At 64.1% G+C, this 23,620-nt stretch carries 23 protein-coding genes; 12 read left to right on the forward strand and 11 right to left on the reverse strand.

Annotated features, from left to right (window positions below; translation table 11 throughout):
* Nucleotides 1–12: 12 nt before the first annotated feature.
* Nucleotides 13–762: a GntR family transcriptional regulator gene (locus AC1D0Z_RS02815; protein ID WP_477656721.1), complete on the reverse strand. Its 750-nt coding sequence runs from the start codon at nt 760–762 to the stop codon at nt 13–15.
* Nucleotides 763–901: 139 nt separating this feature from the next.
* Nucleotides 902–1,864: a Bug family tripartite tricarboxylate transporter substrate binding protein gene (locus tag AC1D0Z_RS02820; RefSeq protein WP_477656722.1), complete on the reverse strand. Its 963-nt coding sequence runs from the start codon at nt 1,862–1,864 to the stop codon at nt 902–904.
* Between the two features lie 260 nt (nt 1,865–2,124).
* On the opposite strand from AC1D0Z_RS02820, the gene AC1D0Z_RS02825 reads away from it, so the two are divergent.
* Nucleotides 2,125–2,853, forward strand: a complete 729-nt coding sequence (locus AC1D0Z_RS02825) for a hypothetical protein (RefSeq protein WP_477656723.1) — start codon at nt 2,125–2,127, stop codon at nt 2,851–2,853.
* Between the two features lie 13 nt (nt 2,854–2,866).
* Here AC1D0Z_RS02825 and AC1D0Z_RS02830 read toward each other — a convergent pair whose 3' ends face one another.
* Nucleotides 2,867–3,700: an aldo/keto reductase gene (locus AC1D0Z_RS02830; protein WP_477656724.1), complete on the reverse strand. Its 834-nt coding sequence runs from the start codon at nt 3,698–3,700 to the stop codon at nt 2,867–2,869.
* Between the two features lie 166 nt (nt 3,701–3,866).
* Here AC1D0Z_RS02830 and AC1D0Z_RS02835 point away from each other — a divergent pair, with 166 nt between their 5' ends.
* Nucleotides 3,867–4,178 (forward strand): cupin domain-containing protein, encoded by a 312-nt coding sequence (locus tag AC1D0Z_RS02835; protein ID WP_477656725.1) that lies wholly within the window; start codon nt 3,867–3,869, stop codon nt 4,176–4,178.
* Between the two features lie 24 nt (nt 4,179–4,202).
* Here AC1D0Z_RS02835 and AC1D0Z_RS02840 read toward each other — a convergent pair whose 3' ends face one another.
* Nucleotides 4,203–5,276 carry a DUF6352 family protein gene (locus tag AC1D0Z_RS02840; protein WP_477656726.1) on the reverse strand — a complete coding sequence of 358 codons (1,074 nt, stop codon included), beginning with the start codon at nt 5,274–5,276 and terminating at the stop codon, nt 4,203–4,205.
* 342 nt (nt 5,277–5,618) lie between these two features.
* Between AC1D0Z_RS02840 and AC1D0Z_RS02845 the strand changes: the two genes are divergently transcribed.
* From AC1D0Z_RS02845 to AC1D0Z_RS02870, 6 genes are all read left to right on the forward strand, one after another.
* Nucleotides 5,619–7,997: a DUF6600 domain-containing protein gene (locus AC1D0Z_RS02845; RefSeq protein ID WP_477656727.1), complete on the forward strand. Its 2,379-nt coding sequence runs from the start codon at nt 5,619–5,621 to the stop codon at nt 7,995–7,997.
* A 415-nt stretch (nt 7,998–8,412) separates the two neighbouring features.
* On the forward strand, nt 8,413–9,186 hold the full coding sequence (locus tag AC1D0Z_RS02850; RefSeq protein ID WP_477656728.1) for an ABC transporter ATP-binding protein: 774 nt from the start codon (nt 8,413–8,415) through the stop codon (nt 9,184–9,186).
* Nucleotides 9,187–9,891: an ABC transporter ATP-binding protein gene (locus AC1D0Z_RS02855; protein ID WP_477656729.1), complete on the forward strand. Its 705-nt coding sequence runs from the start codon at nt 9,187–9,189 to the stop codon at nt 9,889–9,891.
* 96 nt (nt 9,892–9,987) lie between these two features.
* Complete coding sequence (locus AC1D0Z_RS02860; RefSeq protein ID WP_477656730.1) at nt 9,988–11,178, forward strand: ABC transporter substrate-binding protein; 1,191 nt, start codon at nt 9,988–9,990, stop codon at nt 11,176–11,178.
* 119 nt (nt 11,179–11,297) lie between these two features.
* The gene (locus AC1D0Z_RS02865; RefSeq protein WP_477656731.1) at nt 11,298–12,182 is read left to right on the forward strand and encodes a branched-chain amino acid ABC transporter permease; all 885 of its coding nucleotides are present in this window, start codon (nt 11,298–11,300) and stop codon (nt 12,180–12,182) included.
* Nucleotides 12,183–12,317: 135 nt separating this feature from the next.
* Complete coding sequence (locus AC1D0Z_RS02870; RefSeq protein WP_477656732.1) at nt 12,318–13,286, forward strand: branched-chain amino acid ABC transporter permease; 969 nt, start codon at nt 12,318–12,320, stop codon at nt 13,284–13,286.
* Between the two features lie 86 nt (nt 13,287–13,372).
* On the opposite strand, the gene AC1D0Z_RS02875 is transcribed toward AC1D0Z_RS02870, so the two are convergent.
* Nucleotides 13,373–14,407: a GlxA family transcriptional regulator gene (locus tag AC1D0Z_RS02875; RefSeq protein WP_477656733.1), complete on the reverse strand. Its 1,035-nt coding sequence runs from the start codon at nt 14,405–14,407 to the stop codon at nt 13,373–13,375.
* 121 nt (nt 14,408–14,528) lie between these two features.
* Between AC1D0Z_RS02875 and AC1D0Z_RS02880 the strand changes: the two genes are divergently transcribed.
* On the forward strand, nt 14,529–15,176 hold the full coding sequence (locus AC1D0Z_RS02880; RefSeq protein WP_477656734.1) for a cysteine hydrolase family protein: 648 nt from the start codon (nt 14,529–14,531) through the stop codon (nt 15,174–15,176).
* Between the two features lie 30 nt (nt 15,177–15,206).
* Here the strand turns inward: AC1D0Z_RS02880 and AC1D0Z_RS02885 are convergent, their stop codons facing one another.
* The 4 genes from AC1D0Z_RS02885 to AC1D0Z_RS02900 form a co-directional block, all read right to left on the reverse strand.
* Complete coding sequence (locus AC1D0Z_RS02885) at nt 15,207–16,073, reverse strand: transglutaminase-like domain-containing protein (protein WP_477656735.1); 867 nt, start codon at nt 16,071–16,073, stop codon at nt 15,207–15,209.
* A 348-nt stretch (nt 16,074–16,421) separates the two neighbouring features.
* Nucleotides 16,422–17,861 (reverse strand): ATP-dependent RNA helicase DbpA, encoded by a 1,440-nt coding sequence (dbpA, locus tag AC1D0Z_RS02890; RefSeq protein WP_477656736.1) that lies wholly within the window; start codon nt 17,859–17,861, stop codon nt 16,422–16,424.
* A 40-nt stretch (nt 17,862–17,901) separates the two neighbouring features.
* Entirely contained in the window at nt 17,902–18,231 is a 330-nt protein-coding gene (locus AC1D0Z_RS02895; protein ID WP_477656737.1) for a hypothetical protein, read from the reverse strand.
* Nucleotides 18,231–18,473, reverse strand: coding sequence for a DUF2917 domain-containing protein (locus AC1D0Z_RS02900; protein WP_477656738.1), 243 nt, complete (start codon nt 18,471–18,473; stop codon nt 18,231–18,233). The genes AC1D0Z_RS02895 and AC1D0Z_RS02900 overlap by 1 nt, the downstream gene beginning before the upstream one ends.
* Nucleotides 18,474–18,567: 94 nt before the next feature.
* On the opposite strand from AC1D0Z_RS02900, the gene AC1D0Z_RS02905 reads away from it, so the two are divergent.
* Nucleotides 18,568–19,491: a LysR substrate-binding domain-containing protein gene (locus AC1D0Z_RS02905; RefSeq protein WP_477656739.1), complete on the forward strand. Its 924-nt coding sequence runs from the start codon at nt 18,568–18,570 to the stop codon at nt 19,489–19,491.
* On the opposite strand, the gene AC1D0Z_RS02910 is transcribed toward AC1D0Z_RS02905, so the two are convergent.
* Both AC1D0Z_RS02910 and AC1D0Z_RS02915 read right to left on the reverse strand, forming a co-directional pair.
* Entirely contained in the window at nt 19,488–20,447 is a 960-nt protein-coding gene (locus tag AC1D0Z_RS02910; RefSeq protein WP_477656740.1) for a flavin-nucleotide-binding protein, read from the reverse strand. The two genes, AC1D0Z_RS02905 and AC1D0Z_RS02910, sit on opposite strands and share 4 nt — an antisense overlap.
* A complete protein-coding gene (locus AC1D0Z_RS02915; RefSeq protein WP_436156850.1) occupies nt 20,444–21,097 on the reverse strand; it encodes a glutathione S-transferase family protein in 654 nt (217 codons plus the stop codon). Before AC1D0Z_RS02915 ends, AC1D0Z_RS02910 begins: the two co-directional genes overlap by 4 nt.
* A gap of 139 nt (nt 21,098–21,236) precedes the next feature.
* Here AC1D0Z_RS02915 and AC1D0Z_RS02920 point away from each other — a divergent pair, with 139 nt between their 5' ends.
* Together AC1D0Z_RS02920 and gorA are read left to right on the forward strand one after the other, a co-directional pair.
* The gene (locus AC1D0Z_RS02920) at nt 21,237–22,127 is read left to right on the forward strand and encodes a LysR family transcriptional regulator (protein WP_477656741.1); all 891 of its coding nucleotides are present in this window, start codon (nt 21,237–21,239) and stop codon (nt 22,125–22,127) included.
* A gap of 70 nt (nt 22,128–22,197) precedes the next feature.
* On the forward strand, nt 22,198–23,565 hold the full coding sequence (gorA, locus tag AC1D0Z_RS02925; RefSeq protein ID WP_477656742.1) for a glutathione-disulfide reductase: 1,368 nt from the start codon (nt 22,198–22,200) through the stop codon (nt 23,563–23,565).
* Nucleotides 23,566–23,620 lie beyond the last annotated feature (55 nt).

A 23,620-nucleotide genomic window follows, 5' to 3' on the forward strand; every position in this document is an offset into this window, starting at 1 on the left:
TTCAAGGGACGTTCAGGTGATGGTGACGGTGTAGTGAAAAGCGTGGGCATCGCCCCGCGTGTAGCGCACTTCGACGCAATGGCCGGCGAGGTCGTAGGCGCAGCGCGTGACCAGCGCACACGGATGGCCGGCCGACAGGGCCAGGTGGCCGGCCTGCGCCGCCGTCAGCGCGCCGAAGCCGATTTCATCGACCGCGCGGGCCACGTGCACGCCGCAGCGCTCGGCAAACAGCGGGTAGAGCAGGTCGCCCCAGCTGCCGGCGTCGCCCTCGGCGAGCTCGGCGAACAGGGCCGGCGGCAGCCAGATTTCCTCATAAACACAGGGCTGGCCCGAGAGCGACCGCACGCGTTGCAGCCGCAGCGCCATATCGCCGCGTGCCAGGCCCAGGCGCCGCGCCACCTCGGCGGGCGCCACCAGCAGCCGGCGCGAAATGATGTGCGAGGCCGGCACTTCGCCCGTGCCCTCGCCGAAGCGGAAGAAACGCATCATGGTGCCGCCCGTCATGCCGGCTCGCACAAAGGTGCCGCGGCCGTGGATGCGTTCGATCAGCCCCTGGTCGGCCAGCAGTTCCAGCGCGCGGCGCAGCGTGCCCAAGGCCACGCCGTGTTCGGCGGCCAGGGTCTGCTCAGCCGGCAAGGCGCTGCCCGGCGGCCATTCGCCCGCCACCACACGTGCGCGCAAGGCGGCGGCCAGCGCGGCATAACGGCTTTGGCCCGGTTCGGCGGGCACCACGGTCAGCGAAGGGCTTGCTGGAATGGCCATGACTGATCTAGTCCTATAGATGACTAGATCATGTCATGCATCCCGACTTTTGTTTCCTAGGGTTTTCACGGAGCGCTGCGGCCCATAAAAAAAGGCGGCGCCCATCGGGCGCCGCCTTGCGCGGAAAAGCGTGAACCGCTTATTCGATGGTCGCGCCGGAAGCCTGCACGATGCCCTTCCACTTCAGGTAGTCGGTCTTGAGCAGCGCGGAAAACTGCTCGGGCGTCATGTTCTGCACCTCGGCGCCCTGGGCGTGAATGGCGGCCTTCATCTCAGGCGTGGCCAGCAGCTTGTTGACCTCGGCATTGACAGTGGCGACGATGTCTTTGGAGGTGCCGGCCGGCATGAACAGGCCATACCAGGTGCTGACGTCAAAGTCCTTGTAGCCCAGTTCAGCCACGGTGGGCACGTCCGGCAGCGAGGTGCTGCGGCGGGCCGACGTGACGGCCAGCGGGCGCAGCTTGCCGGACTTGATCTGCCCGATGGCAGAGGGCAGCGACGACACCATCAGGTCCACATTGCCTGCGAGTACATCCATCATGGCCGGGTTCGAGCCCTTGTAGGGCACATGGCGCAGCTTGATATTGGCGGCGCCATTGAAAATCTCTCCTGCCAGATGGATGGTTGTGCCGTTGCCGGGCGAGCCGTAGGTGATGGAGTCAGGCGCGGCTTTGGCGGCCGCCACCACGTCGGCCAGCGTCTTGAAGCGTGATTGCACACCTGTGACGATCACCACCGGCGTGTACGCCACATGGGCCACAGCCACCAGGTCTTTGGTCGGGTCGTAGCTGAGGTTCTTGTAGAGCCAGGGCGCGACCACCAGGTTGTCCTTCTGGCCCATGACCATGTCATATCCTGTAGGCGCTGCGCGTACGGCCTCGGCAATGCCGATGGTGCCGCCGGCGCCGCCGCGGTTGTCGGGAACCACGGTCCACTTGCTGGCCTCCGTCAGTTTGGTGGCCACCAGGCGTGACAGGATGTCGGTGCCGCCGCCGGGCGGGAAGGGAACAATCAGGCGTATCGGTTTGGCCGGGTAGGTTTGGGCCTGCGCGGCGCAGAGCACGAACGCGAGGGCGATGAAAGACAGAATTTTGCGAAGCATGGGGGAAAGTCTCCTGATGGGGGCTGCCAAGCATAAGGCGAATGAAGAAACACCCCCGCATGCGGCCGTTTTTGACCCTCGATTTTATTCGCCACCCTGTCTATACAACGTGGCGGTGCCGCGCGGCCGTAGCGTGATCCGCGTGGGCGGGCGTCTCGATCGGCGATGACCCGGACGGGCTGCAGCGCCTGCCATGCACCACCAGCGCCACCGCAAGCGCCGCTTATGATCAGCCCTTTAAAAAATAAGGGAGGCCTTGCATGTCATCAAACTCTTCCGCCGCGCCGTCCATGGTGCGCACAGGCGCCAAAGCCGGCATGGCGTTTGCCAGCTCCGTCGCCATGGGTGGTTTGCTGGCTTTCCTGCTGGGTGGTGGTGTGTTTTTCTTTTATCTGAGCAGGCTGTCCGGCCCTGGCATGCCTGCCGCTGCGCATGCAGGCGGCGCCGGCGCCATCCTCGCCTTGCTGTTTTCACCGCCCCTGCTGGTCAGCATGCTGCTGCTGGCCTTTGTGCCGATTTACCTGATGCTTGGCGTAGCGCGCGGCCGCGGCCGGGCCATACAGCAAGTCGTGACGGGTCATGGAGAAGCCATGTCGCAGCGCCTGACGGACGCGGTTGCCGGACGTATCGAGGCCATGCCGCGAACCAAGGGCGCGCTCGAACGGGTGTCAGAGGTGCTGTCGGCCGATGCCATTGCCCAACAGGTGGCGCCGGTGTTGGGCAACGGCCGCGCCGTGCGCGGCATGATTAATTTTGTGGTGAACCGCCTGCCGCTGGCTGATGTATTGGCGCAATGGCAGCAGGCCCGCGCCGCCGAGGCAGCACCTGTGCCAGCACCAGGTTCGCCCGACCCGGTGTTGCGCACCCTGCTCGCGCAGCGTATTGACCAGACGCTGCAGGATGCCGCTACGCCTTCCCGCAAGCCGCTCTATATCGCCATGGCCGTCCAGGCGGCGCTACTGGCGGTGGGGATGTGGCTGACGCGTTGACCTCTGGAAAAGCCTAGATCATCTCCAGCGGCGTGGCATGGGAAGGCGGCTTGAACAACGCATCCAGTTCAGCCAGCTGTTCACCGCTGAGCCGGAGTTGCGCTGCCGCGGCGTTCTCGCGCAGCCGGTCCGGATGGCTGGTTTTTGGAATGGCGATGATGCCCTCCTGGGCCAGCAACCACGCGAGCGCAGCCTGCGCAGCCGGTATGTCGTGGCGCCGCGCAAAATGCGCAAGACCGTTGTGGCGCAAGAGGCGCGCCTGCTCAATCGGTGAGTAGGCCATCACGGGCACATTTCGTTCGCGCAGCCACGGCAGCAGATCCCACTCAATGCCGCGGCGCGTGAGGTTGTAAAGCAGCTGATTGGTTTGCACGCCCTGCCCGCCCGGCACCTTCCACAGCTCCTGCATGTCGGCGAGGTCCAGGTTGCTCACACCGTAATGCCGGATCTTCCCGGCTTTTTGCAACGCCATCAGCGCCTGCATGGTTTCGGCCAAAGGCACAGTGCCGCGCCAGTGCAACAGGTAAAGGTCAATGCGGTCGGTGCGCAGCCGGCGCAGGCTGCGTTCACACGCCGCCACTGTGCCCGCCTTCGAGGCATTGTGCGGATACACCTTGGTCACGACGAAGGCCTCATTGCGGCGCCCCTGCAAGGCTTCGCCAACAAGTTCCTCGGACAAACCCTCGCCGTACATTTCCGCGGTGTCGACCAGCGTGCAGCCGAGATCCAGGCCCAGCCGCAAGGTAGCGATTTCATCGGCGCGGCGCGCCGGCGCATCGCCCATATTCCAGGTGCCCATACCCAGGCCGGGGACGGCTTCGCCGCAAGGCAGCAATACGGTTTTCATGAAACTTATCTTAGCGGCCGCCAAAGCCATGCGCCACCAAGGTCAGGCATTTCACTGATGCGCGTATGGAATCAATGGACACCGAAGAATTCATGGTTGCGGCGCGCCCGCGACGTAGCATGGCGGGGCTTTCATTGCGCTCAGGCGCTCACCCGAGGGAGACAACATGAAGATCATCCGCAGCAAGGACTTCACCGCCAAACGCGCCTGGGGCGCCGTGACGGTGGCCAATATGCAGGGCATTACCACCCGGCTTCACTGGACCGACAAGCCCTACAAGTGGCATGTCAACGAAGGAGAAGAAGTGTTTGCAGTGCTCGATGGCCGCGTGGAGATGCGCTACCGCGACAACTGCGGCCAATGTTCGGTGATGCTGGAAACCGGCGATATTTTTTTCGCCAGCGCGGGCACCGAGCATCTGGCATCACCGGTGGGCGAGGCTCGCGTGCTGGTGGTAGAAGTCGAGGGCAGTGACTGAACCGGTCCAGCTTGATCCACTAGCCTAGGAAGCCGCAGGCGGCAGCGGCAAGTTCACCAGCAGGTTCTGCGGCTTCAACCTGACAACGCCTTCCGCGTTCATCATCAGCCCCAGATACACCGGCTTGCCCGCCACATCTGCACGCATCTCCCGTGAGTCGGTGAACTCCAGGCGGAACAGGCTGACCAGGCGCTGCAGACGGTCGGGCGCAACGTCCCTTCCCTCATACAGGTCATTGAGCAACGCTGTGGCCTCCACGTCCAGCCCCACGTGCCAGCGCCAGGCTTCATCGTCCACTTTCTGCACCGGCCGGATGGTAACTTCAACGCCCAGAAAATGCTTCACCCACTTCTGCAACACGCCAGCCAGCGCTTTGAGGCCCGAACGGGCGCGCACCATTGTCAAGACCAGGCCATGGCTCAGGTCGTTGCTCACTTCGTGTGTCAGGTCCAGTAAAAAGCGGTGGCGCCCGGCCTGCTGCCAATAGGCAAAAGCGTTGTCATCGTTGAGTACCTGCAGCTCCACAACAGGCACCGGCGCCTTTGCCTCAGCGAGGAAGCGGCCGAAGTCGCCCACACCGCCGGTCTCGGTGAACATGTCGATCACTTCCTGGTCACCGCTGAGCACCTGGCCGTCCTGGGTACTGATGCGCTGCGGACGGAACAGCATTTCGGCGGCGCGCACTTCATACGCATCGGTAGAGCCTTCCAGCAGGTTGTGGACAACGGCTTGGGCGATCAGGTCAATGAACAGGGGCGGTATGTCGATACGGCCGGTTCCGTCCCGTGGAAACAGGCCCAGGTAATACGCCTCCAGCGTACCGGCGGCGAGCAGGCCATCGCGAAAACGCAAAAACAATGCGTAGTTGTCACGCGCATCCGCATCCTGCAGGGCCGCCAATTCGGCGGGCGCTACCGGTCGGGAGGGTGCAGCCACCAGTGCGGCGTGCATGGCACGTTCGGCATCGCAGGACTCCGCCACCAGCGCGAGCTCTGGCCGCGCGAGGAAGAGCCGCAGATAGTCATCAGAGGGTGCGAGCCAGCCGCGTGCGTTGCGCTGGAGCCGGGAAAAGCCGCTGGAAGGCCAGAAATCTTGCATGGGGCAATCGTCTCATATTGCACGCGCCACTTTTGCACCGCAACGTGGCTGCTCCTTTTTTGATAGCTGCTTGCGCTCATCTGCATTGGCCTGCAGGCATTTTTCTTCAGTGAAAACTTCATCGACCGACAGAGCGGCCGCTACGGGCTTTACATCCCGTTTCATTCCGGTCCTCTGTTTCGCAATCTTTACTGCCTGTTAGCACTCCATCCATCGTCACGCACGTTGTACTGGGTAAGGTCTCCTCATCAGGCTGGCGATCACGACGCGATCACGACGGTTTAGCGTCAACCCGCCTTCCAGTCCATCCATGTCCCGCAAGACAGGAAGAGAGTGTTCAACATGACAGCCATCGACACCGGCGACACAAGTTCGTCCCATACCAACCACATGGCCTTCCGGCCTTCGCACCTTTACGGCTACATCACACTGCTAGCCTTTGCCGTCCTGCTGGCACTGCTGCAGCCCGTCGCCTGGTCGCAGGAGTCCGTCTCCCAGAGCGCCCAGCTGGACCCGCCCGGCCGGGTCGCCCGGCTCAACCTGGCCGAGGGCGCCGTGAGCTTCGCACCGGGCGACAGCGGCAACCCGGCCGAAGCTTCGGCCTGGACACCCGCCGAGCTGAACCGGCCCCTGACTGCCGGTGACCGGTTGTGGACCGGCCCTGGAGCGCGTTCGGAGCTGTACGTGGGTTCCACCGCGGTGCGCATGAACAGCGAAACCAGCCTGGATTTCCAGGCACTGGACGACGACACCACGCAGCTGCGACTGGCCCAGGGCACGCTCAAGCTGCGCGTGCGGACGCTTTATGAAGGCCAGCGCCTGGAAGTGGATACGCCCAACCTCGCGTTTGTGGTGTCGCAGCCGGGCGACTACCGGCTGGACGTCGACCCCGCCGGCAATACGACGCGCGTGGTGGCACAGTCGGGCAGCGGCGTGATCTACGGGGACGGCGTCGCACCTGTCACGTTGCAAAGCCGGCAGCAAGCCAATTTCAGCGGCACGCAACTCACCCCGGCCGCACCGGGCGCTGCCCAGCAGGACGGCTTCGACCTGTGGGCCGCCGACCGCGACCGGCGCGAAGACCAGTCGGTTACGGCGCGTTACGTGCCGCGCGAAACCGTGGGCTACCAGCAGCTCGACAGCTACGGCACCTGGAGCCAGGATCCGTCCTACGGCGCTGTGTGGATACCGCGCGCCGTGCCCGCCAACTGGGCGCCCTACCGCGTCGGCCATTGGGCGTGGGTGTCGCCCTGGGGCTGGACCTGGGTGGATGACGCGCCCTGGGGCTTTGCACCGTTTCACTATGGCCGCTGGGCACAGATCGGCCCGCGCTGGGCCTGGGTGCCCGGGCGGCTGGCGCCGCGCCCGGTCTACGCGCCCGCTCTCGTCGCCTTTGTGGGCGGCAGCAGCGGCGGCGTGGCCTGGAACATTTCCATCGGCGGTGCCCCGCGGCCCGGTGTGGGCTGGTTCCCGCTGGCGCCCGGCGAAGCTTTTCGCCCAGCCTACCGCGTGAGCCCACGCTATGTCACGCAGGTGAACCACAACATCGTGGTCAACAACACCATCAACGTCACCAATGTTTACCGCTACCAGCGCCAGCCTGCGGCCGTGACGGCGGTCAGCCGCGACGACTTCATGCGTGGCCGGCCGGTGCACGGCCAGCAGCTGCGCCTCAGCAATGCCGACCTGAGCCGCGCACAGCTGGTGGCGGACCGCAGCGCGCTGCCGCAGCGTCCTGCCCAGGCCGAGCTGCGTGAGCGGCATCGGCCTGTGGCCGCGGCCGCGCTGCCGCCGCCCGCCGTGGTGGCTCGCCCCGTGCTCAGCAGGCGCGATGACAACCGCGATGCACGGCAACGGCAACAGCCAGGGCCGCAAGCCGATGAGTCCATCGGCCAGGGCGCCCTGCGCGAGCAGGCCCAGCGCGACGAGCAGGCCCGTACCGCGGCGCGCGCACAGGCCGCTACCGACCGCCATGCGGCAGAACAGGCCCAGCGCATCCAGCAGCAGGCCCAGCGCGAGGAGCAACGCCAGCAGCGGGCCCGGCAGGAGCAACTCCAAGCCCCACAGCTGGAACAACAACGCCGCCTGGGTGAAGAACCGGTTGGCCAGCGCGCCCTGCGGGAACAGGCCCAGCGCGACGAGCAGGCCCGTGCCGCGGCGCGCGCACAGGCCGCTACCGATCGCCATGCGGCAGAACAGGCCCAACGCATCCAGCAGCAGGCGCAACGCGAGGAACAACGCCAGCAGCGGGCCCGGCAGGAACAACTGCAGGCCCCGCAGCTGGAACAACAACGCCGCCTGGGAGAAGAATCGATTGGGCAGCGTGCCCTGCGCGAACAGGCGCAACGCGATCAGGAAAACGCGCGCCAGCGGCAGGCCGCGCAAAGACAGCAATTGCATTTGCAGCAACAGAATTTGCAGCAACAGCAACAACGTGCACAACAAGAACTGCAACATCGGGCCCAAGCCCAAGCCCAAGCCCAAGCCCAAGCCCAAGCCCAAGCCCAAGCCCAAGCCCAAGCCCAAGCCCAAGCCCAAGCCCAGGCCCAAGCGCAGGAGCAACAACAGCGGCGGCAACAGCAAGCTCAACAACAAGCCCAACACGAAGCCGCCCAAAACAGGGCGGCCGCACAGGAACGGCAGTCCACCCGCCAGGCCAACGCCGCCAATCCGCGCGGCCCACGCGGCGAGGGCGGACCCAACGGCAACCGCGAACAATAAAAACAAGCAGCAGGCGCGGTTTTTTATCGAAATGTGGCGCCCTTCTTCAAGCAGAGGCCGCGGAACCGGCATCGCCGGCAAACAAGCCCACCTCTGTCCCGCTCACTTCGTGCAGTCTGCCCCCGCCGTACCCTCGGCCCCGTTGAACCCCTGAACTCTTAACCAAGCAGGGGCCGCGGAACCGGCTTTGCCGGGCCGCAGGCGCAGCGCCCCCTTGGGGGGCAGCGACCACACGAAGTGGGGAGCGTGGGGGCTTTAGCTGACGCAAAACTACCTAAGGGTCTGACCGGGTACCGCCGCCGGGGGTGGATAGCTAGGATGACCACCTGTGTTTCACGGGCTCGCKCCTGCTGCCGCATCAGCCGCCGCCGCACCTTGCGCCCGTGTGAACAAACCCATCTTCCGGAGAATCAATTTGTCAGTGGAGTTCATCCTCGAAACACGCGGACTGACCAAGGAATTCAAGGGGTTCGTGGCAGTCAATAACGTGGACCTGAAAGTCCAGCGCGGGCACATCCATGCGCTCATCGGGCCCAACGGCGCCGGCAAGACGACCTTCTTCAACCTGCTGACAAAGTTCCTCATCCCTACGCGCGGAAGCATTGTCTACAACGGCAGCGACATCACGTTTGAGAAACCCGCGCAGACCGCGCGGCGCGGCATCGTGCGTTCATTCCAGATCTCGGCCGTTTTCCCGCACATGACTGTCCTTGAAAATGTGCGCGCCGCCTTGCAGCGAAACCTCGGCACCTCGTTCCATTTCTGGAAAGCGGAAGACACCCTGTTTCATCTCCACGACCGCGCACGCGAACTGCTGGCCGAAGTTGACCTCGGCGACTTCGCCGATGAGCTCACCGTGAACCTGCCTTACGGCCGCAAGCGCGCGCTCGAACTCGCCACCACGCTGGCGCTGGAACCCGAACTGATGCTGCTCGACGAGCCGACGCAAGGCATGGGCCACGAAGACGTGGACCGCGTGACGCAGCTGATCAAAAAAGTCTCGGCAGGCCGCACCATCCTGATGGTCGAGCACAACATGAATGTGGTGTCGTCGATTGCCGACCGCATCACGGTGCTGCAGCGCGGTGCCATCATCGCCGACGGCCCGTACGCCGAAGTGGCGAAAAACCCGCTGGTGATCGAGGCCTATATGGGCACCGCAAACACAGAACTCAAAGGGGCACACTAGATGACCCGCGAACTTCTCAAAATTGAAGACCTGCACGCCTGGTACGGCGAGTCGCACATCCYGCATGGCGTGAACCTCACCGTCAACGAAGGCGAAGTGGTGACGCTGCTGGGCCGCAACGGYGCCGGCCGCACCACCACCATGCGCGCCATCGTCGGCATGACGGGTGCCCGCAAAGGTTCCATCCGCATCAACGGCGAAGAAGCCATCAAGCTGGCACCGCACAAGGTGGCGCGGCTGGGCGTGGGCTATTGCCCCGAAGAGCGCGGCATTTTCGCCAGCCTCTCGGCCGAAGAAAACCTGATGCTGCCGCCCACCATCGGCCCCGGCGGCATGAGCCTGGACGAAATCTACGCAATGTTCCCCAACCTCAAGGAACGCGCCAATAGCCCCGGCACGCGGCTGTCGGGTGGCGAACAACAGATGCTGGCGGTGGCGCGCATTTTGCGCACCGGCGCGCGCCTCTTGCTGCTCGATGAAATTTCCGAGGGCCTGGCGCCGGTCATCGTGCAAAAACTCGCAGAAATGATCCTCACGCTCAAGGCCAAGGGCTACACCATCGTGCTGGTCGAGCAGAACTTCCGCTTCGCCGCCCCTCTGGCCGACCGCTTCTACGTCATGGAACACGGCCGCATTGTCAAACAGTTTGCGCAGGCAGAGCTGACCCAGAACATGGGCATGCTGCAGGAGTACCTGGGGGTTTAAGCCTTCACGCCGGCCCGCCTTGCCGTCGCTTTTTTAACCGTCTTATTTAGCGCCCTTGCATTTTTTCGACCTCACAACCTACATCAGGAGACAACCATGAAACTCAAAACCCTCGCCGCCATGCTTTCCATCGGCTTTGCCGCCGCTGCCTCCGCGCAAACCGGCCCGATCCGCATTGGCATGATCACCGACATGTCCAGCCTGTATGCCGACATCGACGGCCCCGCCGGCGCTGAAATGGTCAAGTGGGCCGTGCAGGACTTCGGCGGCAAGGTGCTGAACCGCCCGGTGGAAGTCCTGTCTGCCGACCACCAGAACAAGCCCGACATCGCCAGCTCCAAGGCCCGCGAATGGATGGACAAGGAAGGCCTGACGATGCTGATCGGCGGCACCAACTCCGGCACGTCGCTGGCCATGTCCAAGGTAGCTGCAGAGAAAAAACGCCCCTTCATCTCGATTGGTGCCGGCTCCGCCCGCCTGACGAATGAAGACTGCACACCTTACACCGTGCACTACGCCTACGACACCGTGGCCCTGGCCAAAGTGGCCGGCACCGCGCTGGTCAAGGCCGGCAACAAGAGCTGGTACTTCCTGACGGCCGACTATGCCTTCGGCCATTCGCTGGAAAACGACGCGGCCACCGTGGTCAAGGCCAACGGCGGCACCGTGGCCGGCGCCGTGCGGCATCCGCTCAACGCGTCCGACTTCTCTGCCTTCCTGCTGCAGGCACAGTCTTCCAAGGCACAGATCCTGGGCCTGGCCAACGCCGGCGGCGACTTCACCAACGCCATGAAAGCCGCCAAGGAATTCGGCATCACCAAGACCATGAAGGTTGCGGGCCTGCTGGTGTTCATCAACGACGTGCACAGCCTGGGCCTGGCCAATACTGAAGGCCTGCAACTGGCCGACAGCTGGTACTGGAACCAGGACGATGCGTCGCGCAAATTCGCCAAGCGCTTTTTTGACAAGTACAAGCGCATGCCTTCAAGCCTGCACGCCGCCGACTACTCGGCCACGGCCAACTACCTGAAGGCCGTTCAAACCGCCGGCACCACCGACACCGACAAGGTCATGAGCACGCTCAAGTCCATGAAGTTCGATGACTTCTACAGCAAGGGCCAGATCCGCGCCGACGGCCGCATGATCCACGACATGTACCTGTTCCAGGTCAAGGGCGCGAAAGAGTCCACCACCCCATGGGACTACTACAAGACCGTGGCCAAAATTCCCGGCGAACAGGCGTTCACCACGGTGGCCGAGTCCAAGTGCTCGCTGATCAAGAAGTAACCTGAGTTCGCGGGTGGCCGTTCGCGCTGGCGGCCGGCCACCTTTTGCATCTGCTTTTGCATTTTCGTTTTTTTGCTTTTTCACTTGTTCGTACTCACGGCGTGAACTGACGGGCTTCCATGGAAATTTTCGGCATTCCCCTTCAAGCGTTCCTGGGCCAGCTGCTGCTGGGCCTGGTCAATGGCGCGTTTTACGCCATGCTCAGCCTGGGGCTGGCGGTGATCTTCGGCCTGTTGGGCATCGTCAACTTTGCGCACGGCGCGCTCTACATGCTGGGCGCCTTCGCCGCCTGGATCATGATGGACCAGCTGGGCCTCAATTACTGGTGGGCGCTGGTGCTCGCGCCGCTGACGGTGGGCGTCCTCGGCATGGTGATCGAGAGGCTCTTCCTCAAACATCTCTACAAGCTCGACCCGCTGTACGGCCTGCTGCTGACTTTCGGCCTTTCGCTGATTGCGGAAGGCGTGTTCCGAGAGCTCTATGGCGTCTCGGGCCAGAACTACAGCGTGCCTGAGTTGCTGTCGGGCGCCACCAACCTCGGCTTCATGGTGCTGCCCAACTACCGCGCCTGGGTGGTGCTGGTGTCGCTAGTGGTCTGCCTGGGCACCTGGTTCCTGATTGAACGTACACGGCTGGGCGCCTACCTGCGCGCCGGCACTGAAAACGCGCCGCTGGTACAGGCCTTTGGCGTGAACGTGCCCATGATGGTCATGCTCACCTACGGCGCCGGCGCTGCATTGGCGGCTCTCGCCGGCGTGCTGGCCGCACCCATCATCCAGGTCAACCCGCTGATGGGCTCCAACCTGATCATCGTGGTGTTCGCGGTGGTGGTGATCGGCGGCATGGGCTCCATCCTGGGCTCCGTCATCACCGGCCTAGGCCTGGGCCTGGTCGAAGGCATGACCCGCGTGTTCTATCCCGAAGCCTCCAACATCGTGGTGTTCGTGATCATGGTTCTCGTCCTGATGATTCGCCCCGCCGGCCTCTTCGGCAAGGAGGCTTAGGATGTTGGCCCCCACGCTTTTCACTTCGTGTAATGCGCTGCCCCCCGGGGGGGCGCTGCGCCTGCGGCCCGGCGAAGCCGGTTCCGCGGCCCCGGCTGGACTTAAAACCTTGCGTCCCGATTCGATGGATATCTGATGAATAACGCAAAAAAATTGACCCGCATCACCTACATCGCGCTGCTGGCGCTCCTGCTGATCGCGCCGCTGATTGGCCTGTACCCCGTCTTTGTGATGAAGCTGCTGTGCTTCGCGCTGTTCGCTTGCGCCTTCAACCTGCTGCTGGGCTTTACCGGCTTGCTGTCCTTCGGTCACGCGGCCTTCTTCGGCTCGGCGGCGTATATCACCGGCTGGTTCATCAAGGCACATGGCTGGACGCCAGAGCTGGGAATTTTGGCCGGTACCGTAGGGGCGGGTTTGATTGGCCTTGTGGTCGGTGCTGTTGCCATCCGCCGCCAGGGTATTTACTTTGCCATGATCACGCTGGCCATCGCACAGATGGTGTTCTTCGTGTGCCTCCAAGCGCCCTTCACCGGGGGCGAGGACGGCCTGCAGGGCGTGCCGCGCGGCAAGCTGCTGGGCCTGCTGTCGCTGGAGTCGGACACCAACATGTATTACGTTGTGGTGGCACTCTTCGTGCTGTGTTTCCTCTTTATCTCGCGCATCGTGAATTCGCCGTTCGGCCAGGTGCTCAAGATGATCCGCGAGAACGAGCCACGCGCCATTTCGCTGGGCTACCAGGTCGACCGCTACAAGCTGCTGGCCTTTGTGCTGTCGGCGGCGCTGGCAGGCCTTGCCGGCTCGCTCAAGACGGTGGTCATGGGGTTTGCCACCCTGTCTGACGTGCACTGGTCCATGTCAGGTGAAGTAATTTTGATGACACTGCTGGGCGGTGTGGGCACCTTCTTCGGCCCGGTCATGGGCTCCGGCATCGTGATTTCACTGCAGAACCTGCTGGCCGACAAAGTGGGCTCCTGGGTCACCGTGATCATCGGCGCGATCTTTGTGGTCTGCGTGCTGGCCTTCCGCAAGGGAGTGGTCGGTGAACTGCAGGCCTTCCGCGAACGCCGCCGTGCCGCGGCGAAGGCGGCTTCGGCACAGTCCTGACCTGCCCTTTCAGGCGCGCCGTCCGCTATTGTTTTAGTAGCTGCTTGCGCCCGTCACCATTGGCCCGCAGCCTGCTTTTATAAAAATCAGTTGCCACGGAACTCGCGCCGGTACATCGACGGCGAGGTTCCGAGCGTCGCCGCAAAGTGCTGCCGCAAGGACACCGCCGAGCCGAATCCCGCATCCTCGGCAATCTGGTCCATCGAGCGGCCGGTTGATTCGAGCTGCCGCTGTGCCAGCGCCAGGCGCTGGCTGGTCAGCCACTGGCCTACGGTGGTGCCGGTGATTTGCCGGAAGTGCCGCGTGAAAGTACGCCGGCTCATCAAGGCGCGCGCCGCCAGCGTATCGAGGCTGTGAGGCTGGCGCAGGTTTTCCTGCACCCAGGCCAGGATGGCCGACAGCCGGTGATCAGAGCCGGTGGCCGGCAGGGGTTGCTCCACGTACTGCGCTTGCCCGCCCTGCCGCTGCGGCGCCACCACCATGCGGCGCGCCACGCGGTTGGCCACCTCGGCTCCAAAGTCCCGGCGCAGCAAATGCAGGCAGCAGTCGATTCCGGCGGCCGTGCCTGCCGAAGTGAGCACGTCGCCATCGTCCACATACAGCACATCGGGCTGCAGCCTGACCTGCGGATAGCGCTCGGCAAAGGCCGGCGCCAGCGCCCAGTGCGTGGCGGCGGGCCGGCCGTCCAGCAAGCCGGCCTCGGCCAGCACAAAAGCGCCCAGGCACAACCCGACGATGCGCGCGCCGCGCTTGTGTGCAGCGCGCAACGCCTTGAGCAGGGCGTCAGACGGCCGCTCCATCGGGTCCCGCCATGACGGCACGACCACGGTGTGCGCCCTGGCCAGCACGCTCAAGCTGTGCTCTACCGCAATGGTGAAGCCGGCCGTGGTGCGCAGGTTGCCTGGGGTTTCCGCGCACACCAACAGCTTGAAGCGCGGCAGGTCAGGCCCCGAAAAATCGTTGCCGAACACCATGCACGGCACGGAAAGATGAAACGGGCTGATGCCGTCAAACGCCACCACGGCAACCGTGCCGGGCTGGCTTGTGATCTGTGGCTTGGTCTGTGGCTTGGTACGTGGTTTGGCGACGGCTGGCATCTGTGGAAGTGTTTTTTTCGACATGGCCCGATTTTATCGAATATTGTCAATTGGGCCACTTTCCGAAAAAAGTGCCGCGCCCAACAATCACACCATCAGCATCCGTTGATCACCTGATTCAGCAACAACCCGCAGGAGAAAACCCATGGCCATCCAGAACCCAAAACCCGCAGCCCCACGCCGCGCCCTCGTCGTCATCGACGTGCAAAAGGAATATTTCAGCGGCGGCGGCCTGCTCATCGAATACCCACCGGTCGAAAAAACCCTGCCCAACATCGGCCGCGCCATGGACGCCGCGCGCGCAGCGGGCATTCCGGTGGTGGTAGTGCAGCACAGCGAATCGGCCGCGTCGCCGCTGTTCGCCAAAGGCTCACCCTTGTGGGAACTGCATGAGACCGTGGCCAGCCGACCACGTGACCATTACATTGAAAAAGCCTGGCCCAGCGTCTACACCGGCACCGATTTTGCCGAATGGCTGGAGAAGAAAGGCATCGACACACTCACCGTGATCGGCTACATGACACACAACTGCGACGCTTCCACGATTTTTGAGGCCACGCACCAAGGCCTGCATGTGGAGTTTTTACAGGATGCCAGTGGCGCACTGCCGTATGCTAACGAAGCCGGCCGGGCCAGCGCCGAAGAAATCCACCGTGTGTTCAGCGTGGTGTTTCACTCGCGCTTTGCCGCCACGGGCTCCACCGATGCCTGGATCGCCGCGGTCCAGGCCGGCGGACGGCTGGAGAAGAACAACGTCCTCGCCTCGAACCGCGCGGCGCTGGCGGCACGCTAGCGGCCAGGGCCGGCTATCGGTGCCCCGGGCTCAAAGGCCGTCGGTTGACAGCGCATGGCTCACGCGCTGCGGCACGACCAGCTGCCCATAGCCATCGGGCACAGCCTGAATCTGGATGATGGGCGCACTGGACGTGACGCTGCCGAACAGCATCGCAAAAGCCGCGTCGGCCGCATCACGGCCGGTGGCAAACCGCACAAAGCCCATGGGAATAGCGGTGCCTGACGGGTCAAAGAGGTACCAGCGGTGGCCCAGGTAGACCTCGACATAGGCATGGAAGTCGGTGGGGCCGAGCGCAGGGTCGGCGCCGTAGTCGATGCCGGTGGCAAAACGCGCCGGCAGGTTGACGGCGCGGCACAGCGCAATCATCAGATGCGCGAAGTCGCGGCACACGCCGACGCGCTCCACCACCGTGTCGATCGCCGAGGTGCTGCCGTGCGAGCTGTTGGACTCGAAACTCACGCGCTGTTGCACCCACTGGCAGATGGCCTCCGCCCGGCTGTAGCCTTGCTGCAAATGGCCGAACTCGTTGGAGGCCAGTTTCTGCAGCCGGTCGGACTGGCAGTAGCGGCTCGGGTAGATGTAGGGCAGCACGGCGCCGGGGAGCTGGCAGACCGGCACCTCGCCCAGCTCACCGGGCGCCGCCGTGTAGTGGTAAATGTCCACCGTGGCGTCATAGCGCACCTGCAACGCGCCGGGCTGGGCCTGCAGGCGCAGGTAGCGGTTGCGGCTCGCCGGGTCGGTGTCGATGGTGAAGGGAACCGGCTGGCTGACCTGCAGGTTTTCGGCCTGCACGATCTGCTGCTGCGTGTGTGCAGCGTGCACGTTGAAGATGAAGTCGCCGCCCGGAGGCGCGACCTCGTAGTTGAGTTCGACGGAAAACTGGAGCCTGACCATGGATTCTTTCCTTGCCGGCTGCGCAAGAGGCAGGCCTGGAACAGGCCCGCCGCCGCGCAATCGTCAATCAATGAAGGGAGCCTCTCAGCGTGGGCGCTCGCCGCAGGCGGGCACGTGCGCAAAAGCACGCTGATCTGGTGTAGCGGTCATTGTGGACCCCTTTGAGGTCGGCACCGGCAATTTGCGGTTTTGGCGTCCGCCATGAATACGCGGCGTCCGGCTTGCGGGTGGCATGGGCGCCTACACGTCAGTGCTGCCGCCATGACCCCACACTTCATTTGCTATTAATTCAATAGCTGCTTGCGCACACCCTATATGGGCCGGAGGCTATTTAGCCTGTAAATCCGGTCAACGACCCTCAGGCTCGTCATCCAGCAGCCGCACTTTCACGCTTTTGCCCTTGACCCGCCCGGTGGACAGCTTGTGCAGGGCTTCGGCGGCAATCGCTCGGTCCACCGCCACATAGGTGGAGAACTCGTTGACGTTGATCTTGCCGACCTGCTCACGCGTGAAGCCGGCCTCGCCGGTCAGGGCGCCCAGCACGTCGCCGGCGCGGATTTTTTCCTTGCGGCCGCCGACGATCTGCAGCGTCACCATGGGCGGCAACAAAGGCTCATTGCTGGCCGGCGTCAGTTCGCTCAGTTTGTGCCACTGGGACTCCGCCTTTTGCAATACCTCGATTTTCCCGACATAACCCATCTCGTCCATGCTGGCCAGGCTGATGGCCCAGCCTTCTTCGTCAGCCCGGCCGGTGCGGCCGATCCGGTGGATATGCACCTCGGCGTCCGGCGTCACGTCAACGTTGATGACCATCGCAAGCTGCGCGATGTCCAGGCCGCGCGCGGCCACGTCAGTGGCCACCAGCACTGAGCAGCTGCGGTTGGCAAACTGCACCAGCACCTGGTCGCGCTCGCGCTGCTCCAGCTCGCCGAACAGCGCCAGCGCGCTGAAACCCTGCGCTTTCAAATACGCCACCAGCGCGCGGCACTGCGACTTGGTGTTGCAAAACGCCAGTGTGCTGGCCGGTCGGAAATGCCGCAGCACCTGCGCGACGGCGCCCAGGCGGGCTTCGTCATGGTCGCTATCGGGCACCTGGTACCAGCGCTGCTGGATTTTGGTTTTTTCATGCTGCGCCTGGACCGTGATGGTTTGCGGCGTCTTCATGAACTGCTGGCTCAGTTTGGCAATGCCTTCAGGATAGGTCGCCGAGAACAGCAAGGTCTGCCGCTCTTTCGGGCACTGTTTGGCCACGGTGGTGATGTCTTCGAAAAAGCCCATGTCCAGCATGCGGTCGGCTTCATCGAGCACCAGGGTGTTCAGCGCTTCGAGGTTGAGGTGGCCGCGCGCCAGGTGGTCCATGATGCGGCCGGGTGTGCCGACCACAATGTGCGCGCCGTTTTCCAGGCTCGCGGTCTGGTTGCGCAGCGGCACGCCGCCGCACAGCACCACCACCTTGATGTTTTCCTCGGCACGCGCCAGGCGGCGGATTTCGGTCGCGACCTGGTCGGCCAGCTCGCGCGTGGGGCAGAGCACCATGGCCTGCACCGCAAAGCGCCGCACATTGAGGTTGGCCAGCAAGGGGATGGCAAAGGCGGCGGTCTTGCCGCTGCCGGTTTTGGCCTGGGCAATCAGGTCTTTGCCCAGCAGCGCCACCGGCAGGCTGGTAGCCTGGATGGGTGTCATGCTGAGGTAGCCGAGCTGCTGCAGGTTGGCCAGTACAGCGGCGTTCAGGGGGAGGCTGGCGAAATCGGTGCTGCCGGCGGAAGAAGGGGATGGAGAGGAACTCATCCCCCATTATCGGTGCCAGCCTTCAGCAGCCTGAACATGGCTACATTTGCGGCCCATGGTCTTTGCCGCCAAGGATCTGCCCCGTGACGTTATCGACCACCACCGGGCTTTCGAAATAGGTGACGGTTGGCTCCGTGCCGTACTTCTCCCGAACGAATGCTCGCCATGATGCTGTGTACATGGCCTCGGCCTCTGCGCGCGAATTCCACAGATAGACGCCACCTGCCGTGAGCCCGTCCAGCGAGAGCACGTAGGTCTTGCGAAACAAACCTTGCACGTCCTGGTATTTTGGCGCGGTACCCAGAAAGATGCTGCGAGCTTCCTCGAGAGTGAGGGGCTTGGGCAGAGTGAATGTGGTGAAAACGGTCATCATGGGAGGGACAGGACGCCGCAACCGCGCGGGGCGCCCACAAAGTAGATGGCAGCTTGCGGCGTGACAAAGGACTGGCCGCTTTCCAGCACGATGTCGCTGTCGCGCCGGCCGGCCAGCGCATCGCTGGTGATCCAGAGGCAACCGCCGGTGCAAGCCAGCATCTGGCCGCGCGGCAGGCGCATCGGTTTCGGGATGGACCCGAGCCTCATCGGGGTTTGCAGGGTTTGTGGGACATGCATGGCGGACTCCTGGGAAGTGTGGTTTGATTCTTCTTTGGAACCGGTCCGCGCGGCCGGATGCTTTGTCATACGGGGTATTCCAATCATTCATGCCATGCTGAACAGCCCTTCCACCAGCGCCTTGCGCGCCATGTCGCTTGATGCCATCCGCGGCTTCGAATCCGCCGCGCGGCACCTGAGCTTCACAGCTGCCGCCGAAGAGCTGTGCATCACGCAATCCGCCGTGAGCAAACAGGTCAAAAGCCTGGAAGATGCGCTGGGCGTGGCGCTGTTCCTGCGCGGCGGCAAGGGCCTGAGCCTCACACCCGAAGGGCGCCAGCTCTTTGAAGCGGCCCGCGCGTCGCTGGCCCAACTGGCCTCGGCCGTAGACCGCCTGCTGGCGCTGGACAGGACGTCGGTATCGGTCAGCACCACACCGTCCTTCGCCGCACTGTGGCTGGCACCCAAGCTCGCGCAGTTCCAGCAACTTGAACCGGCCATCGACGTGCGCGTTGACGCTACGGAAGCGCGGGCGAACCTGGAGCGCGAGGGCCTGGACCTGGCCGTGCGGCTAAGCCCCTGGCAGCCCGGCACCGAAGGCCCGCCCCCGCTGCTGCAGGAGCAGGCTCTGTTGGTGGCGGCGCCGGACGTTGCAGCACGCATCAAAACGGCTGAAGCCATCTTGCGCACGCCCTTGCTGGTGTATTACGACCCGGCCACACGCTTTCCGTGGATGTCGTGGCCAGCCTGGTACGGGCGCCTGGGCCTCAAGCAATCGGCCCAGCAGCCTTGCCTTTATTTTTCACAGTACGAGCATGTGCTGACCGCCGCCGTGCAGGGCGGCGGCATTGCCATCGGACGCACGCCGCTGGTGTTGCCGCTACTGCGCAGCGGCCAGCTCACGGTCGTATTGCCCGGCGAGACGGTCGCCGGTTTGGGCTACCGCATCGTGACCTCTGCCCACAGCGCAGAGCGGCCCGCGGTGCAGAAGTTTCGCGCCTGGCTGGAGCGCGAACTCGCGCTCGAAGCGATAGGCTAGGCCCAGGTGCCCGTCGCCTCAAGCACGGGCGAGAGTTCCGCCTCACCCCAGCGCAAAGGCAGCGAATCCTCCACCAGCCTCATCGATTGCACCTTCAGGCGCATGAGGCGCTGCGCCCCAGCAAAGGAATCCACCTCGGGCCCATCCCAGATGATGTCGGCCGTGACGGCCAGGTACAGCAGATCGCCGGTGTCGAAGTCAATGAACAGCAGCCCAGCGCGCGGGTTGACCACGAGGTTGCCCAGGGTGTTGAAAAAGTAGTTGCCGACAAAGTCGGGCACGGTCAACAAGCCGCCTCCCTCCACGCGAACAAAACCGGGCTTGCCGCCGCGGTGCGAGACGTCGACGCCACCGGCGCGGCCGGCTTGCTCACCGTCACCTGCATAAGCGGTGGCGATGAACAGCGTGTCGGCCTGTTCAATCATGCGGCGCGCCGCGTCGTTCAGCTGCGCCGACTCATGCACCACCGGCCCATTCGCGGATGCGGGACGGTCCACATAGACCGGCTCGCGCGCCTGGATGTACTTGGGGCAGTTGCCAAAGCTCTGGCTCAGTTCCACCGCGAAACCCGAGGCATTGGCGCCGCGAATGATGCCGTTCATGCGGTTGCGCCTGCGCGTGTGCGGCTCGATGCCCAGCAGACCTATCGGCGCCCCATCGCCCAAGGTCTCTTGCAGAGGGTCGCCCGCGAGCGGCTGGGCGCGCAACAGCAGATGGTGCGCATCGGGCGAATGGATAAAGCCCGGCGGCTGGGCCAGCACTGAGGCCCAGGGCTGGCCGCTCGCGTCCACCGTACCGGCGACCACAAAAGGCAGCTGCTCAAAAAACTCGCGGTGCTGGTCGGGCATGAAGTCGCGGATCACGCGCGGGCCGATCTCCGCCATGCGCGCGCGCACGGCCGCGCCCACGCGCGCTTGCGCGGCGCGCTCGCCTTCGTGGAAAGTGGCAGCGCTCATGCGGCCAGCCCTATCGGCGTCCTGACCATGGGCACAAAGCGCGGCAAGGCCTCGATGCGGGCCAGCCAGGCGCGTATGCGCGGGTAGGCTTCCAGCGAAACCTTGCCTTCGGGCGCATGGGCCGAATAGCTGTAGTTGGCGATGTCGGCCAGCGTGGGGGTGCTGCCCGCGAGAAAAGCTGACTGGCCCAGTTGCTGCTCCATCACCGCGAACAGGGCATGCGCGCGCTCGATGGCTTCGGGGCTTTCCGGCCGCTTGAACAGCTGGATGACGCGCGCCGCGGCCGGGCCATAGGCAAGCTGCCCGGCCGCGACTGACAGCCAACGCTGCACCGCGGCGGCGGCCAGCGGGTCGCGCGGCAGCCACTGCTCGGCATCCGGTGCGTAGCGTGCGTTGAGGTAGACCAGGATGGCGTTGGAATCAGCCAGCGTGACTTCACCGTCCTGGATCACCGGCACCTGGCCGAAAGCGTTCATGGCCAGGAAGGCCGGCGTCTTGTGTCCTTTGGTGGCCAGGTCGATCTCGATGCGCTCAAAGGGCAGGCCCAGCAGCGAGAGAAACAGTTCCACCCGGTGCGAATGGCCCGAGATGGCGACGCGGTACAGGCGTATGGGCTGGGCGGGCTGGGCTTTGGCGGCGGGTGTGCTCATGGTGGGCTTTCGACAGGTTGAAAAATCTTGCTTTCGGAACTGGATTCTGTTTGAACCGTTATTCTGAATAAATGGCTCTGAAGGCATTTAACTAATCCGTTAAATGGATGAATCTCCGAAACAGGCGTAGCATGTCGCCATGGACAAACTCCGGGCCATGCAGGCCTTTATCCACATTGCCGAACAAGGCAGCCTCACCGCCGCCGCCCAGGTCATGGAATCTTCATTGCCGGCGATGGTGCGCACGCTGGCCGGCTTTGAGGCACAGCTGGGCGTGCGCCTCTTCAACCGCACGACGCGCCGCATCTCACTGACCGAGGAAGGCCGGCGCCACCTCGAAAGCTGCCGGCAAGTCCTGTCCACACTTGCAGACGCTGAAGCGGCACTGACCGCCGATGCAGCCGAACCTGCGGGCCACCTGACCATTACCGCCCCCATGCTGTTCGGCCAGATGCATGTGGCGCCGGCCGTCACCCGCTTTGTGCAGCAGTACGAGAAGATGCACTGCTCCATGGTGCTGCTGGACCGCGTGGTCAACCTGCTTGAGGAAGGCATCGATGTGGGCATACGCATCGGCGAGCCCGAAGACTCCAGCCTGGTGGCGCAGAACGTGGGCCACATACGCCGCCTCGTGGTGGCCAGCCCGGCCTGGGTTCGCCGCCACGGTGTACCCAAACACCCCAAGGACCTGCTCAAGGCCAACTGCGTGCGACTGACGGACCATGCCCCCACATGGGGCCCGTTCATGGACCAGGGCCGGCCGCTTCGGCTTGCCGTCAGTGGTAATCTGGAGTTCAACCAGATCGCACCGGCCGTGGCGGCCTGCGCGGCGGGTGCGGGATTCGGTTCGTTTTTGTCCTACCAGGTGGCGCCGTTTTTAAAGAACAAACAATTGCGCACCGTGCTGGAGGATTTCGAGCCGCCGCCCCGGCCGATCAACATTGTTTACCCGCACGCCCGGCTGCTGCCCATGCGCACGCGGGTGTTCATTGAGTGGATGAAAAAAGAGCTCCGGGAATTCCAGTCTTGAGGACCGGGATCCAGGCACCCGAAAAAGAACAACGGCCAGCAGGCAGTAAACAGCAGAACAAGGACAGCGCATGCAAACTTTTGACTTCGACCTTTTTGTGATCGGCGGCGGCAGCGGTGGTGTGCGCGCCGCGCGCATGTCGGCCCAGCGCGGAGCGCGCGTGGGCCTTGCCGAGTTCGCGGCCATGGGCGGCACCTGCGTGAACGTGGGCTGCATTCCCAAAAAACTCTACAGCTATGCCGCTCACTACGGGGACAGCTTTGAAGAGTCGCGCGGTTTCGGCTGGGCCGGTGAGGCGCCAGTGTTCAACTGGGACACGCTCAAGGCCAACCGTGCCCGCGAGATTTCGCGGCTCAACGGTATCTACCTGCAGCTGCTTGAAAGCGCTGGCGTGAAGATCATCACCGGCTGGGCCCGGCTGGTGGACGCGCACACCGTCGAGGTCGATGACAAAAAATTCACGGCCAGACACATCCTGATCTCCACAGGCGGCACCGCCACGGTGCCAGCCCTTCCGGGACGCGAGCATGTGGTGACTTCCGACCACATGTTCGACCTCAACCCCTTCCCGAAGCGCCTGCTGGTGGTGGGCGGCGGTTACATCGCCTGCGAATTCGCCTCGATCTTCAACGGGCTGGGCTCACAGGTCACCCAGGTGCATCGCCGCGACATGCTGCTCACGGGGTTCGACGACGATGTGCGGCGCTTTGTTGCTGCCGAGATGGCCAAGACCGGCATCACCCTGAAGCTGGGGGCGGAGGTTTCCGCCATTGCCAAAACCGGCTCGGGCCTGCAGGTGACGCTCAAGGACGGCGGCAGCCTGGAGGTGGACACCGTGCTCTACGCCACGGGCCGGATTCCCAATGCGAATGGCATCGGCCTTGAAGCCGCCGGCGTGGCCGTCAACGCGGCCGGTGCGATCCAGGTCAATGCGCACTACCAGACCTCGGTGCCGTCCATCTATGCGCTGGGCGACGTGACGGCGCGCATGCAGCTGACACCCGTGGCGCTGGGCGAAGCCATGGTGGTGGTGGACCAGCTCTTCGGGCCGGCCGCCGGCAAGAAGCCGCGCAGCATGAGTTATGAATTTGTGCCGACCGCTGTCTTCACCCACCCCAACATCGGCACCGTGGGCTATTCAGAGGCCGACGCGCGCGCGAAGTTCGGCAAGGTCACGGTGTTCCGCGCCGACTTCAAGGCCCTCAAGCACACGCTGAGCGGCAGCACCGAACGCACGCTCATGAAGCTGCTGGTTGAAGACGCCACCGACCGCGTGGTCGGCCTGCACATGGTGGGGCCGGACGCCGGCGAAATCGTGCAGGGCTTTGCCGTGGCCATGAAAGCCGGCGCGACCAAGGCGATTTTTGACAGCACCATCGGCATCCACCCAACCGTCGCCGAGGAGTTCGTGACCATGCGCGAACCGGTCAAGGACTAGCAACGCATTTCACGGCCAGTTCAGTGCAGGATCTGCGACAACCCGATGCGCTGGC

Source organism: Polaromonas sp. P1_E3, assembly GCF_056405935.1.

Bases quoted from the DNA above. Each gene is read 5' to 3' on its own strand.
- AC1D0Z_RS02815 (WP_477656721.1), bottom strand. From the start codon at position 762: ATGGCCATTCCAGCAAGCCCTTCGCTGACCGTGGTGCCCGCCGAACCG.
- AC1D0Z_RS02820 (WP_477656722.1), bottom strand. From the start codon at position 1,864: ATGCTTCGCAAAATTCTGTCTTTCATCGCCCTCGCGTTCGTGCTCTGC.
- AC1D0Z_RS02825 (WP_477656723.1), top strand. From the start codon at position 2,125: ATGTCATCAAACTCTTCCGCCGCGCCGTCCATGGTGCGCACAGGCGCC.
- AC1D0Z_RS02830 (WP_477656724.1), bottom strand. From the start codon at position 3,700: ATGAAAACCGTATTGCTGCCTTGCGGCGAAGCCGTCCCCGGCCTGGGT.
- AC1D0Z_RS02835 (WP_477656725.1), top strand. From the start codon at position 3,867: ATGAAGATCATCCGCAGCAAGGACTTCACCGCCAAACGCGCCTGGGGC.
- AC1D0Z_RS02840 (WP_477656726.1), bottom strand. From the start codon at position 5,276: ATGCAAGATTTCTGGCCTTCCAGCGGCTTTTCCCGGCTCCAGCGCAAC.
- AC1D0Z_RS02845 (WP_477656727.1), top strand. From the start codon at position 5,619: ATGACAGCCATCGACACCGGCGACACAAGTTCGTCCCATACCAACCAC.
- AC1D0Z_RS02860 (WP_477656730.1), top strand. From the start codon at position 9,988: ATGAAACTCAAAACCCTCGCCGCCATGCTTTCCATCGGCTTTGCCGCC.
- AC1D0Z_RS02865 (WP_477656731.1), top strand. From the start codon at position 11,298: ATGGAAATTTTCGGCATTCCCCTTCAAGCGTTCCTGGGCCAGCTGCTG.
- AC1D0Z_RS02870 (WP_477656732.1), top strand. From the start codon at position 12,318: ATGAATAACGCAAAAAAATTGACCCGCATCACCTACATCGCGCTGCTG.
- AC1D0Z_RS02875 (WP_477656733.1), bottom strand. From the start codon at position 14,407: ATGTCGAAAAAAACACTTCCACAGATGCCAGCCGTCGCCAAACCACGT.
- AC1D0Z_RS02880 (WP_477656734.1), top strand. From the start codon at position 14,529: ATGGCCATCCAGAACCCAAAACCCGCAGCCCCACGCCGCGCCCTCGTC.
- AC1D0Z_RS02885 (WP_477656735.1), bottom strand. From the start codon at position 16,073: ATGGTCAGGCTCCAGTTTTCCGTCGAACTCAACTACGAGGTCGCGCCT.
- dbpA (WP_477656736.1), bottom strand. From the start codon at position 17,861: ATGAGTTCCTCTCCATCCCCTTCTTCCGCCGGCAGCACCGATTTCGCC.
- AC1D0Z_RS02895 (WP_477656737.1), bottom strand. From the start codon at position 18,231: ATGACCGTTTTCACCACATTCACTCTGCCCAAGCCCCTCACTCTCGAG.
- AC1D0Z_RS02900 (WP_477656738.1), bottom strand. From the start codon at position 18,473: ATGCATGTCCCACAAACCCTGCAAACCCCGATGAGGCTCGGGTCCATC.
- AC1D0Z_RS02905 (WP_477656739.1), top strand. From the start codon at position 18,568: ATGCTGAACAGCCCTTCCACCAGCGCCTTGCGCGCCATGTCGCTTGAT.
- AC1D0Z_RS02910 (WP_477656740.1), bottom strand. From the start codon at position 20,447: ATGAGCGCTGCCACTTTCCACGAAGGCGAGCGCGCCGCGCAAGCGCGC.
- AC1D0Z_RS02915 (WP_436156850.1), bottom strand. From the start codon at position 21,097: ATGAGCACACCCGCCGCCAAAGCCCAGCCCGCCCAGCCCATACGCCTG.
- AC1D0Z_RS02920 (WP_477656741.1), top strand. From the start codon at position 21,237: ATGGACAAACTCCGGGCCATGCAGGCCTTTATCCACATTGCCGAACAA.
- gorA (WP_477656742.1), top strand. From the start codon at position 22,198: ATGCAAACTTTTGACTTCGACCTTTTTGTGATCGGCGGCGGCAGCGGT.